Origin of the sequence: Lysobacter sp. Hz25 (assembly GCF_046097045.1) — a bacterium.
Taxonomy (GTDB): domain Bacteria; phylum Pseudomonadota; class Gammaproteobacteria; order Xanthomonadales; family Xanthomonadaceae; genus Lysobacter; species Lysobacter antibioticus_B.
Map to the genome: position 1 here is coordinate 5,946,480 of NZ_CP175666.1, position 12,395 is coordinate 5,958,874.

Below are 12,395 nucleotides of genomic sequence, written 5' to 3' on the forward strand. Positions count from 1 at the left end.
GGCGCACGTCCTGCGCGCCGCCCTCCGGGTCTCCAGGTGTTCTCCCTAGCTCATCGCCGCGCCAAGCTCTTCAGAGCAACGGCAACAACAAAATTGCCGTTGCCGTTGCCGTTGCCGCAAGGATTTTGCTGTTGCTGTGCGTCGCCTCGCACTAGCGAAGGCAGACGAAGACCCGGAGGGCGGCGCGCACGGATGCGCGCCGTTTTTCATCGGGACATGGATGTCCCGTATGAAAAATCCCCGCGAATGCACCGCTCGTGCGGGCCTGTGATTCAAAGAAAAGCATTTTTCTTTGGTTACCTTTGACCGAAGGGAATCCAGACGGACTTTTGTTGCTTATGACAAAAGAAAGTAACCCGCCGCTTTAGCGGCGGAAGCTTTTGGCGTTTGATCCTGATCTTGCTTGAGCGAAGCGCCGCGAGACCGAAACAGCGCGGTCGCGGCTTACGCCGCTCGTACCCATGGGCTTCGGGAAATCGAACCAACCCCGCTCAGCGCATATACGGCGCCTGCGTACTCTCCACCTGCTTGCGCTGGATCTGTTCGATCTTGGCGCGCTCCTCTTCCGCAGTCAGGCGGTGCTTCGGCGCGATGTTCGGTTCGATCAGGCGCATCCAGCTGCGGGTGATCTGTTTGCTCTCTTCTTCGCAACGCAGCGCGCGCGCCTCCGGCAGACGGCCGGTGGTGACGATGCGCAGGTACTTGCCGGGGTTGTTGCCGTAGATCATGCACTGCAGGTTGAAGTAGCGCTGCGCCCCGACCGAGTGCTCGTCGGCATAGGTGGCCATGTCGTGCTGGCCATCGTCGGTAGCGATGAAGAAGGTCGCGGCGAGCTGCAGTTTCTGGGCGATGTCGCTGGAGGACTCATCGGCGCTGACCAGGGACAGCATCAGGGTCGTGGCCAACTGGTCCACGGCGTCTTCCTCGCGACCGGTCGAAGGCAGGTCGAGCATGTCGATCAGGGCGTGGCCGGTCTCGTGCAGCATCAGGAAACGCAGATTCGCCAGCAGGTAGTCGAGCTGGTCGCGGGTGGCGCCGCCGTTGGCCTGGACGAAGGCCGCACCCTGGCGCACCAGCAGATCGATCATCTCGTAGCACAGCACGACGTCGCCCTTGTCCTTGGCGTAGAAGGCGTTGACCGTGCCGCATTCGGCGGCGATGAAGTTGATCGGCCGCGGCAGGGTCAGCCAGCCATCGAGCTGGTTGACCTCGGGCAAGTGCCTGAGCAGATCGATCTCGCGCGCCATCTCGTAGGTCGGCAGCAGCTCGCCGCTGCGCGGAACCACGTACTGGTAAGTGAAATGCGTGCCGTCGGCCTTCTCTTCCGGCACCACGGCAGCGACTTCGGTCGCGGCCGCTTCCGGCGGCTTGACCGCTTCGAGCGGCTTGATCGCGGCGACGGGTTTGGCGGCGGCGACGAGCGCCGCGGCGGCCTGTTTCTGCGACCAGACGCTGTAGCCCCAGATCGAGCAGACCGCGATCAGGGCGGTCGCCAGCAGGCCGATGATGATCTTCTGTACCATGTTTGTGGCTCTTGGCTGGAATACTGCAAGGCCGAAGGGATCGGCCCACTTCCGAGCGCACAAGACGCGGTCACGATTGGACTCCCCCAACGGCCGTGATTCCAATCGGTGCCTGCAGCGTCCTTGCCCCGTCAAGGCCGGATGGTACTCCGATGCTTATGTGGCTGCATCCGCTTTTTTGACAGTAGATTTCCTTGCCGATGCACCGTCGATAGTGCGTCCTAAGCCCCCGCCGCACCGCATGAGACCTGCGAGCGAGCGCCGGCGAACACCACACGCCCCACCCGGAACGGACGCCATGACCGCTACCACTGACGACCCGCTCGACGGCGGCCCCTTCGCCGGCGTCGACCTCGACGCCTTCGGCGAACCCGTTCGCGGCGCCGTCCTCGAAGCCTCGCAGGATTTCCGCGACGTACTCGCCGGCCGTCGACCGAGCTTCGCCCAACCCGACATGGACGCGCCGCTGCCGGCCGACGGCGGCAGCCGCGGCTATGTCGGCCGCGGTTACCGGCTCTGGATCTGCCGCAGCCTGTCGAGCTTCGGCGGCATCCACGGTTATGTGTACGGCCCGATGCTGAGCTTCGATCAGGACATCGCCCCCGGCAACGAACGCTCGCTCGCCGCTACCCGTTTCTATACCGCCGCGCAGCTGCACGCGCTGTTGGTGCAGGCATGACGACGTTCGCCCGCTACCTTTGGCTTCTGATCGCCGCGATCGCCCTGCCGGCGTGGGTACATTGGCCCTACGTGGTCGGCGAGATCGATCTGGCCTCGGTCGAGATCATGACCTCGACCCGCTTCCTGTTCGAACTCGCGCTGTCGACGAGCTTCGCGTTTCTGCTGTTCGTGCTGCCGTGGTCGCTGCTGTTACGCCGACGGCAACGGCGCCGCGGCGTGTTGCCGCGCGATACCTGGATCGCGGCGACGGCGATGACCTTGGCGACCCTGCTCGGCCTGCACTCGAACATGACCATGTACGCGCCGTTCTACGGCAACACCTGGGCGCTGTGGGAACCGACCTTCGAGCTATTCCTGCCGCACGGCCTGTCGGTGCTGGCGATCCTGGCGCTGACCATCGCCGCGGAAGCGATCAGCGCGATACGTTCGTTGCGCGCGGTGGTACCGGCCACGGCCTCTTCCGGCCAGTCCTGAGCCGCGTTCGGCTGAGTCGTGTCGGCTGAGCCGCTGCGCGAGACGCGGCAGCGAAACGCGAGGCCGGCAGCGGCGTCCTTGTCGTGGCGAACGTGATCGTTTCATCCGTAAGCTAAAGCGGCGCCGAGCATGCCGCAAGCGCCGTGGCTGCACCGTACACTGCGGGCATGGCCACCCTACCCGCCACCGACGTCACTATTGAAGCCGCCGCCGTCGCCGGCCAGATCCGCGACGCCTTCGCCGATTACCACGCGCGCTTCGCCGCGATCACCCGCCGCGCCCAGGGCCGCTTCGAGCGCAGCGACTGGAGCGGCGAACGCGACGATGCTATCGAACGCATCGAGCTCTACGACCTGTGCATCGCCGAGGCCAGCGACTCGCTCGAACGGCGGCTCGGCGAGCGCGCCCGCGACCGCGTGCTGTGGTCGGCGGTGCATGCGGCCTATGCCGAAACAATCGCGCCGCTGCTCGACTGCGAGCTCTACAAGACCTTCTTCAATACCCTGACCCGGCGCTTCTTCAAGACCCGCGGCGTCGATCCGGCGATGGAGTTCGTCGCCCTCGACATCGAGCCGACCGACGCCATCACCCACCCGGTGGCGCGCCACAGCTATGCGGTGTCGGAGGATCGCCTGGTAGAAACCTTCATGCGCGTGCTCGGCGACTACCCGTTCGCGGTGCCGTACGCGCACCGCACGCGCTGCGCCGCCGGTATCGCGGTGCGCCTGCAGGAGGACTTGCAGCACTGGGGCCCGCATCCGGTGCGCGCGGTCGAGCTGCTCGACACCGTGTTTTATCGCGAGCGCCGCGCCTATCTGGTCGGGCGCGTATTCGGCGAGCGCTCGTTCTCGCCGTGCGTGATCGCCCTGGTCAACGACGGCGGCGCGCTCAAGGTCGACGCGGTGCTGACCTTGCGCAGCGAAGTCGTGCAGTTGTTCAGTTACTCGCGCAGCTATTTCCATGCCGACCTCGGCACGGTCGGCGATGCGGTGGTGTTCCTGCGCACCCTGCTGCCGGGCAAGCCGATCGACGAGCTGTACACCGTGCTCGGCCGCGCCAAGCAGGGCAAGACCGAGCGCTACCGCACCTTCTTCCGCCAGTTCGCGGCGCAGCCCGGCGAACGCCTGATCCGCGCCGAAGGCGAGCGCGGCATGGTCATGGCGGTGTTCACCCTGCCCAGCTATCCGCTGGTGTTCAAGATCATCCGCGACCGCTTCGCCTACCCGAAGGACGTCGCGCGCGAGGAGGTCGAGGCCAAGTACTCGCTGGTGTTCCGCCACGATCGCGTCGGCCGCCTGGTCGACGCACAGCCGTTCCGTTTCCTGCGCTTTCCGCGCGCGCGCTTCGCCCCGGACCTGCTCGAGGAGTTATTGAGCACCTGCGCCAGCAGCATCAGCCTGGACGGCGACGACCTGGTGTTGCACCTGTGCTATGTCGAGCGCCGCCTGCGCCCGCTCAACCTGTACGTGCGCGAGCAGACCGCCGAGGCGGCGCGCGCGGCGGTGATCGACTACGGCCAGGCGATCCGCGACCTGGCCTTGAGCAACATCTTCCCGGGCGATCTGCTGCTGAAGAACTTCGGCGTGTCGCGGCACGGCCGCGCGGTGTTCTACGACTACGACGAGTTATGCCTGGTCACCGACTGCCGCTTCCGCAACGTGCCGGAACCGCGCAATCACGAGGAAGAGATGGAGTCCGGCGCCTGGTTCTACGCTGCCGGCAACGACGTGTTCCCGGCCCAGTTCCCGCGCTTCCTGGGCCTGTCGCCGGCGCTGCTCGGCGCGCTGATGCACGCGCATGCCGACATCTTCCGGGTCGAGTGGTGGCAACAGGTGCAGGACGGTCTGGTCAGCGGCCGTCACAACGACGTGGCGCCGTACCCGGAGCAACGGCGGCTGCCTTAGTGGACGCACTCGCTTGCCGCTTGATGCTGAGGCTATCGCCTCACTGATGCCCTCATCCGGCTCTTCGAGCCACCTTCTCCCGTGAACGGGAGAAGGGCTAGTCCCGCCGCTGCGTTGCTCCCTCTCCCTCTCCCGCTTGCGGGAGAGGGTTGGGGTGAGGGCACGACCGCCCCGCCCTGCACACCTCACGCACAACCATGCGCATCGCGGCAGGCGTCCTGACGGGTCAGGTTTTCCGGGGTGCGAGCGAACCAGGCGCGCCAGCCCTTGACCGGAGCGGTCGCCGAACGCCGGGCGACGACTTGCCGGCTGCGCTCGACCACGGCCGCGGCAGCGGTCTCGGCGACGTCGTCGGCATCGCGCGGATCGACGAAATGGCCGTGCAGGAACATCAGGTTCTTGTAGATATTCATGGCTCGTCTCCCTGCGGCGCCGGCCCGGTATGGACTGGCTTATTGAGTGATTCGCAAGGTACGCTCGCCGGATACGGCAAAAAAGCGCGCCGTTTGCAAGCCAGACTTGAAAGGGATTCAAGATGAATCGACCGCCGCTGCATGCGCTGCTGGGCTTCGCGACCGCCGCGCGCACGGGCAACCTGACCCGCGCCGCCGATTCGATGAACCTGACGGTCAGCGCCCTCAGCCATCAGATCCGCACCCTGGAGGAACGTCTCGGCCGGCGCCTGTTCGAGCGCGGGCCGCGCGGGGTGCGGCTGACCGCCGACGGCGAACGGTTGCTGTCGGTGGTGGCGCCGCATCTGGATGCGCTCGACCATGCCCTGCGCCCGTACAGCCCGCGCCGCGACGAGGTGCTGACCCTGAGCCTGATGGCCTCGATGGCCTCGGCCTGGCTGGTGCCGCGGCTCGGCAGCTTCGTCGCCCGCTGCCCGCAGCTCGAACTCAATCTGTTCTCGTCCGCGGCGGTGGTCGATTTCGATCGCGAACCGGGCATCGACGCGGCGATGCGCGGCGGCTACGGGCGTTGGCCGGGATTGGTCACCGAGCACCTGTTCAACGAGACCCTGATTCCGGTCGCCAGCCCGGCGTTGATCGAACGCATGGGCGGCGAGTTGCCGGCGCAGGAGGACCTGCATCGTTGGCCCTTGCTCGGCGACCTGTCGCCGTATTGGAAAGACTGGTTCGAGCGTTACGGCGGCAAGATGCCGAACCGCTACGTCGCCCATTTCGACGATTCCGAAACCATGCACCGCGCCGCGGTCGAAGGCCTCGGCGTGGCGCTGGGCCGCATGGCGCGCACGCGCCTGCTGATCCAGAACGGCCAGCTGGTGCCACTGAGCCAATGCCGGTTGCAGATCGATTGGGGTCATTACCTGGTGTACCCGCAGCGCTCGGTCGACCACGCCGGGCTCGGCTCGTTCCGCACCTGGTTGCACGAACAGGCCTCGGCCTATGTCGCCGAGATGGAAGCCGATCACCTCGCCCGCCACGGACGCACCGCCAAGACGGCTAATGGCCCCGCCGCCAGCCCAGCGAGCGGCTCCGCCGGCGGCGGCGCCAAGGTCGTCCGCAAGCGCCGTTGAGCACATCCCCTGTGCAGGGCGCTTGCGGTAGGCTGGCGCCCCCTGTCCGATGCCACCGGAGTCCGTTGCATGGAACGTAACCGTACTGCCCGATTGCTGTTGCTCGCCGCGTTGCTGCCCGGCCTGGCCGTGGTCGCGCACGCGCAGAAGCCCGCCGCCAAGGCCAAGGCCGCCGAGAGCGCCGCCAAGACCGCCGAACCGGCCGCCAACGCCGCGCTGAAGAAGGTCATCGCCGGCAGCTGGCGCGACCCGAAGAACGTCGCCCGCGACGCCTACCGTCATCCGCTGGAAACGCTGCAGTTCTTCGGCGTGCGTCCGGACCAGACCGTTATCGAGATCACCCCGGGCGGCGGTTGGTACGCGGAAATCCTCGCGCCGTATCTGTCCGAGCGCGGACGCTACGTCGCCGCCGTGGTCGACCCCGACACGCAGTCCGAGGACGGCGCGCGCAAGTACTACACCAAGGCCAAGACCAACCTGGAAACCAAGTTCGCCGGCGCGCCCGCGCAGTTCGGCAAGGCCGTGGTCGCCGCCTACGACAGCTACAAGCCGGCGTTCGGCCCGTCCGCCTCGGCCGACGTCGTGCTGACCTTCCGCAACGTCCACAACTGGCGTTCGGCCGACCAGGCCGAGGGCATGTTCAAGGGCTTCTTCGACGTGCTCAAGCCGGGCGGCACCCTCGGCGTGGTCGAGCATCGCGCCAAGACCGACGTGTCGGCCAACGACAAGAGCGGTTACGTCGGCCAGGCGCAGGTCATCGCCATGGCCGAAGCGGCCGGCTTCAAGCTCGAGGCCAAGAGCGAGATCAACGCCAATCCGCGCGACACCAAGGACTACCCGAACGGCGTGTGGACCCTGCCGCCGTCGAACGACCACGCGGCCGCCGACGCGGCCAAGTACAAGGCGATCGGCGAAAGCGACCGCATGACCCTGCGTTTCCGCAAGCCGCGCTGAGTCCACCGACACAGCGCCGTAGTACAGCGCGAGGCGGCCCGAGCCGCCTCGCGCCCTGCCCGGCCCCGCCCGCGTGCTGATCGCCTTCAACAAACCCTATGGCGTGCTGTGTCAGTTCACCGACCGCAGTCAGCCGCCGCGCCCCACCCTGGCCGGCTTCGGCCTGCCGCCGGACGTGTACGCGGCCGGGCGCCTGGACCACGACAGCGAAGGCCTGTTGCTGCTGACCGACGACGGCGGCCTGGCCCATCGCCTGACCGACCCACGCCACAAACAGCCCAAGACCTATTGGGTGCAGGTCGAGGGCGATCCGCAGGACCAGGCGCTGTGCGCCTTGCGCGACGGCGTCGAACTCAACGACGGCCGCACCCTGCCGGCGACGGTCGAACGCCTCGACGCACCGGCGCTGTGGCCGCGCGATCCGCCGGTGCGTTTCCGCAAGACCGTGCCCGATGCCTGGCTGGCGATCACGATCCACGAAGGCCGCAACCGCCAGGTGCGGCGCATGACCGCCGCGGTCGGCTTGCCGACCCTGCGCCTGGTGCGCGTGGCGATCGGGCCGTATCGGCTGGACGGGCTGATGCCGGGGCAATGGAGCCCGCGCTGAGGGCGGCTCAGTCGCGGCAGTGCCGCGCGGCCTCGGCGAGGTCGCGCACTTCCACGCCCTTGCAGAAATGGCCGGGTACCACGCAGTCCAGGTACGGCCGCGCATGCCGGCGCGATTCGGCCTTGCCCGACAGCACCGCCGGCGCAGCGGCGCCGGCTTCGGCGACGCAGCGCGCGTGCTTGGCCCGCACATAGTCCTCGCAGGCGGCCGGGCTCAGCCGATAGGTCTCCCGCGCCTGCGTGCACATGCCGAACGCGGTCTCGCGCCAGAGCTCGAAGAACTCGCGCTTGGGGATCGGCCGCTGCTCGATCTCGGCGATGCGGTAGTCCGATGCCGCCGGTGCGGCGAACCAGTGCAGATAAACGAATACGCCCGCAGCGGCGAGGGCGATTGCGATCAGAAACCGTTGCATCGCAATTGCTGACTAGACCGGCCGGGATTGTCCCGCGCCGAGCTCGCCCAGGGGTAGAAGCGGTGCGAGCCGCGACCGCGATAGCGCAGTACCTCGCATGCCCGCGGTCGCGGCTCGTGAGCAGAGGAAATCCCCATGGGACGCCGCTACTGCCCTGGTACTGCGAAGTTTCGCCGATCGATCTGCGACCGCCGTCGCAAGCATGCGGCCAATCGCGAAGCCGCATGAGATATCGACCCGGTTTGATCCCGGGTCTGTCGTGGCGACACGGCGCCGCGCCCTCTAGCGTGCCGTGACGGGCGCGTGCCAGGACCGGCCGATGCGCCACCAGCCAAGTTCTCTCTGGGGGAGACTAGCCATGACACGACTGCGTTCGATTTCGTTCGGCTTCGGCGCGATGCTGTGCGCATCCGCCGCGTATTTGTCGTATCCCGCACCCGCCGACAGCGCGGTCGGCCGGGTCGCCGCGGCCGAGGAGCCCGGGTTCGAACAGACCCCGCCGGTGCTCGAAGACAGCTTCATCACCCCGGTCGACGACCACCCCGACGGCAATGCGTTGCTGGAATTCACCTACGTCAAAGGCCAGGACCTGCCGGCCGAGATTCCGTTCAACGTCGGCGACAAGCCGGTCAAGCTGCAGCGCGACGAGCAAAACCCGCAGCTGTACCGGGCCATGATTCCGTTCGACTTCGACGGCTTGATCAAGGAACAGGAACTGCGCCAGGCGCTGGCCACCGAAGAAAAGGCCACGGTGCCGAGCTTCGACGGCCGCGAGCATCTGGGCGACAGCCCGATCAGCTTCCTGCCGCCGGACAAGTTGCGCGAACAGATCGCCGCGCGCACGCGCATCCGCATTCCCGGCGGCGTGCTGCTCGGCCCGCCGGCGATCGTGCGCCCCGAACGCTCGCTGCTGGTCACCCACCCGGCCGTGGTCGAAGACCCGACCCGCACCTTCGACGCCTGCACCAACGCCGGCAACCCGAACGGCGCCTGGACCTTCAACCGGCTCATGACCAACATGGCCAACCAGCCGCTGACCGGCGTGGATCCGTCGGACTTCGTCGAGAACTGGATCCGCACCTGGAACACCTCGACCACGGTCAACAGCTTCGTGGTGCCGGCGCGCACCTCGGTCAACTCGCAGGTGCTCGCCAGCTGGCCGCGCCTGAGCAATGGCAAGCTCGACCTGGCCCGTTCGCCGATGCGCCTGCTGGCGATCGTCAACCGCGTCGACCTGCGCGGCAACGCCGGCTACGGCGGCGGCAACGCCGGCGAGGGACGCTTCGTGTTCGGGGTGATCCGCCGCAACGCCACCGGCAGCTGCACCGTGCACCGCTTCACCGTGATCCTCGAATACGGCGTGCCGATCAACGGCTGCCCGGCGGTGCGCAGCTTCGCCCAGCAGTGGGGCGCGCTGGGTTCGATGAGCCTGGGCTCGTCGCTGTACAACTCGTCGCTGCAGGCGATCACCGACCAGTTCACCGGCGCCAACGCCGCGCCGCGCAAGCCCAACGGCAGCGCCATCAACCAGATCCGCACCAACGAGTTCCTGCAGAGCCCCTGGGAGCTGCGCGAGTTCAACATCGTGCGCGCCACCGCCCAGCTCGGCATCGTGCCGGCCAAGCAGACCCCGAACCACGTCTTCAACAACGCCGGCACCCTGCTCGCCAGCTACGTCAACGCCAACCAGGCGCAGGTGCTGGTCGAACAGCACTCGGTGCCGCTGAGCTATCTGGGCACGCCGTTCCTGACCGGTTCTGTGCGCAACCCGAGCCCGCAGGTGGCCTGGACCCACCCCGGCATCGTCAACAACAACGCCCGCAACAAGCTCTCGCTCAACACCTGCGACGCCTGCCACGGCCGCGAAACCCTGACCACCAGCTTCCTGCATGTCGGCCCGCGCTCGTCCGGCGCGCAGGCGACGCTGTCGCGGTTCCTGATCGGCAACGGCACCCTGGCCAGCCCGACGACCTTCAACATGGCCGACCCGGTGGTCGGCTCGACCGTCCGCAACTACGGCGACCTGGTCCGCCGCCAGGCCGATCTGGCGACCCTGCAGAGCAATGCCTGTTTGTCCGGCGGCGTGTTCCAGCAGGCGCAGTTCCAGCCGATGCTGGCCGCGCACTGAGCCTTAGCCAACCAGCAAACGAAACAGGCGCCGCAAGGCGCCTGTTTCTTGTACCCGGACCATGAAAGCCAGCGCAGCCAAGCCGCTCATTTATTGTCCGGCGGCGCCACCGGCACCGAGTTGGCGCCCGGCCGCGACAGCAGCACCACCCCGCCCAGCACCACCGCGGTGCCGACCAGTTGGATCGCGGTGATCGTCTCGCCGAGCACCCAGGCGCCGAGGAACACCAGCGACACCGGCCCGATCACCGAGAACTGCGCGGCGGTGCCGGCGCCGAGCCGGGCCACCGCGGCCATGGTGAAGGTCACCGGCAGGAAGGTGCAGAACACCGCGTTCGCCGTCGCCAGGCCGTAGACCTGCCACGGCAGGCCGAGCAGGCCGCTCGGGTCGCGTGCGATCAGGTAATGGATCAGGGTCGCCGCGGTCGACACCACCATCGCGTAGGCGACCAGTTGCAACGAGCCCATGCGCTTGACCAGCTCGCCGGACATGGCGAGGTACAAGGCATAGCTGACCGCCGCGCCGAGCACGAGCGCGCTGCCGAACAGCACGTGCTCGCCCTGCACGCGCAGGTTCTCGACCATCACCAGGACCACGCCGGCATAGCTGACCGCCAAAGCGATCCACTCCTTGGCGGCGACCTTGCGCCGGTAGGCGAACAGACCGATCAGCAACACGATGGTCGGGTTGAGGAACAGGATCAGCCGCTCCAGCGACACCGGTACGTACTCCAGGCCCCAGAAGTCGAGCAGGCTGGACAGGTAATAGCCGAGCACGCCGAGCACCAGGATCAGGCCGAGGTCCCGGCGCGAGGGCAAGGCCTGGCGTTGCCGCGCGCGCTGGGTCTCGCGGATGCCCAGCAGCACGAACAAGGGCAGCGACAGGGCCATGCGCAGGGTCAGCACGTCGAGCGAGTCGACGCCGTAGCGGTATTGCAGCTTGGCCAGGATCGCCTTGGCCGAGAACAACACCGCACCGCTCGCGGCGAGGGCGATGCCGAGGCGTCGGGCGCGGTTCGGAGCGGCGACGGGAACCGCGGGAGATACAGCGGTCATGGCGGGCAGGCGTTGGGAACGTGGAAGACTACGGCGGCGGCGGGCGGAATCGAACCGCGGCGCAGCAGCGGGCCCCGGGCGCCGATCATGGCAGAGCGCTCAGACCTCGGCACTGGCCGCATCCAGCGCGGCGATCTCGTCGGCCGACAGAGACAGCCGCGTCGCCGCGAGCAGTTCCTGCAACTGCGCCACGCTGGTCGCGCTGGCGATCGGCGCGGTGATCGAGGGCCGCGCGATCAGCCAGGCCAGGGCCACCTGGGCCGGCGTCGCGCGCTGGCCGGCGGCGACCTCGTCGAGCGCGGCCAGGATGCGCAGGCCGCGCTCATCGAGATAGCGGGCGACCGCGCCGCCGCGTGCGCGGCTCTTGTCGAGATCGTCGCGGCTGCGGTACTTGCCGGTCAGGAAGCCGCTGGCGAGGGCGTAGTAATTGATGACGCCGAGCCCGCGCTCGCGCGCCAGCGGCTCCAGCTCGGCTTCGTACACGGCGCGGTCGTAGAGGTTGTAGTGCGGCTGCAGGGTTTCGTAGCGCGGCAGGCCGTGGCGTTCGGCGACGTCCAGGGCCTCGGCCAGGCGCGCGGCCGAGTAGTTGGAGGCGCCGATGGCGCCGACCTTGCCCTGCTCGATCAGCCGCGCGAACGCGCCCAGCGTGTCTTCGAGCGGGACCTTCGGGTCGTCCTCGTGGGCCTGGTAGAGGTCGATGCGGTCGGTGCGCAGGCGGCGCAGCGAGTCCTCGACCGCCGTCTGGATGTTGGCCGGCGACAGCCCGGGCCGCTGCGCCCATTTGGCGACCTTGGTGGCGATGACGACGCGTTCGCGACGGCCGCCGCCCTGGGCCAGCCAACGGCCGATCAGGGTCTCCGACTCGCCGCCGGCGTTACCGGGCACCCAGGCCGAGTAGGCGTCGGCGGTGTCGACCAGGCCGAAGCCGGCCTCGGTGAACGCGTCCAACAGAGCGAAGGTGGTCGGCTCGTCGGCGCTCCAGCCGAACACGTTGCCGCCGAAGGCGAGCGGCGCCGCCAAGAGGGATGAACGACCGAGCGGGCGCAGGTTCATTGCGGATTCCTTAATCGAGCAGCGGCCATGATGCGCCGCCGCATTCGGCCGTGGCATCACCGAA

Annotated in this window: 12 protein-coding genes; 7 read left to right on the forward strand and 5 right to left on the reverse strand. The window is 68.0% G+C overall.

Translation table 11 applies throughout. The annotated features are described in order from the left end of the window. Positions 1-491 precede the first annotated feature (491 nt). Positions 492-1,523, reverse strand: coding sequence for a DUF4344 domain-containing metallopeptidase (locus ACKN61_RS24805; protein WP_051885378.1), 1,032 nt, complete (start codon positions 1,521-1,523; stop codon positions 492-494). Positions 1,524-1,821: 298 nt separating this feature from the next. On the opposite strand from ACKN61_RS24805, the gene ACKN61_RS24810 reads away from it, so the two are divergent. The 3 genes from ACKN61_RS24810 (at position 1,822) to aceK (ending at position 4,582) form a co-directional block, all read left to right on the forward strand. Then, on the forward strand, positions 1,822-2,202 hold the full coding sequence (locus tag ACKN61_RS24810) for a hypothetical protein (protein WP_408951714.1): 381 nt from the start codon (positions 1,822-1,824) through the stop codon (positions 2,200-2,202). Then, a complete protein-coding gene (locus tag ACKN61_RS24815) occupies positions 2,199-2,678 on the forward strand; it encodes a hypothetical protein (RefSeq protein ID WP_408951715.1) in 480 nt (159 codons plus the stop codon). Before ACKN61_RS24810 ends, ACKN61_RS24815 begins: the two co-directional genes overlap by 4 nt. A 167-nt stretch (positions 2,679-2,845) precedes the next feature. Next, positions 2,846-4,582 (forward strand): bifunctional isocitrate dehydrogenase kinase/phosphatase, encoded by a 1,737-nt coding sequence (aceK, locus tag ACKN61_RS24820; RefSeq protein WP_408951716.1) that lies wholly within the window; start codon positions 2,846-2,848, stop codon positions 4,580-4,582. Positions 4,583-4,767: 185 nt separating this feature from the next. Here aceK and ACKN61_RS24825 read toward each other — a convergent pair whose 3' ends face one another. Then, entirely contained in the window at positions 4,768-4,995 is a 228-nt protein-coding gene (locus ACKN61_RS24825) for a hypothetical protein (protein ID WP_408951717.1), read from the reverse strand. A gap of 122 nt (positions 4,996-5,117) precedes the next feature. Between ACKN61_RS24825 and ACKN61_RS24830 the strand changes: the two genes are divergently transcribed. From ACKN61_RS24830 to ACKN61_RS24840, 3 genes are all read left to right on the forward strand, one after another. Further along, positions 5,118-6,122 carry a LysR substrate-binding domain-containing protein gene (locus tag ACKN61_RS24830; protein WP_408951718.1) on the forward strand — a complete coding sequence of 335 codons (1,005 nt, stop codon included), beginning with the start codon at positions 5,118-5,120 and terminating at the stop codon, positions 6,120-6,122. Positions 6,123-6,191: 69 nt separating this feature from the next. Next, entirely contained in the window at positions 6,192-7,076 is an 885-nt protein-coding gene (locus tag ACKN61_RS24835) for a class I SAM-dependent methyltransferase (protein WP_408951719.1), read from the forward strand. 73 nt (positions 7,077-7,149) lie between these two features. Further along, the gene (locus tag ACKN61_RS24840) at positions 7,150-7,683 is read left to right on the forward strand and encodes a pseudouridine synthase (RefSeq protein ID WP_408951720.1); all 534 of its coding nucleotides are present in this window, start codon (positions 7,150-7,152) and stop codon (positions 7,681-7,683) included. A 7-nt stretch (positions 7,684-7,690) separates the two neighbouring features. Here the strand turns inward: ACKN61_RS24840 and ACKN61_RS24845 are convergent, their stop codons facing one another. After that, entirely contained in the window at positions 7,691-8,095 is a 405-nt protein-coding gene (locus ACKN61_RS24845; protein ID WP_408951721.1) for a hypothetical protein, read from the reverse strand. A gap of 358 nt (positions 8,096-8,453) precedes the next feature. Here ACKN61_RS24845 and ACKN61_RS24850 point away from each other — a divergent pair, with 358 nt between their 5' ends. Further along, on the forward strand, positions 8,454-10,223 hold the full coding sequence (locus ACKN61_RS24850) for a hypothetical protein (RefSeq protein ID WP_408951722.1): 1,770 nt from the start codon (positions 8,454-8,456) through the stop codon (positions 10,221-10,223). 86 nt (positions 10,224-10,309) lie between these two features. Here ACKN61_RS24850 and ACKN61_RS24855 read toward each other — a convergent pair whose 3' ends face one another. Both ACKN61_RS24855 and ACKN61_RS24860 read right to left on the reverse strand, forming a co-directional pair. Further along, a complete protein-coding gene (locus ACKN61_RS24855; RefSeq protein WP_408951723.1) occupies positions 10,310-11,278 on the reverse strand; it encodes a DMT family transporter in 969 nt (322 codons plus the stop codon). 99 nt (positions 11,279-11,377) lie between these two features. Next, positions 11,378-12,331 carry an aldo/keto reductase gene (locus tag ACKN61_RS24860; protein ID WP_408951724.1) on the reverse strand — a complete coding sequence of 318 codons (954 nt, stop codon included), beginning with the start codon at positions 12,329-12,331 and terminating at the stop codon, positions 11,378-11,380. Positions 12,332-12,395 lie beyond the last annotated feature (64 nt).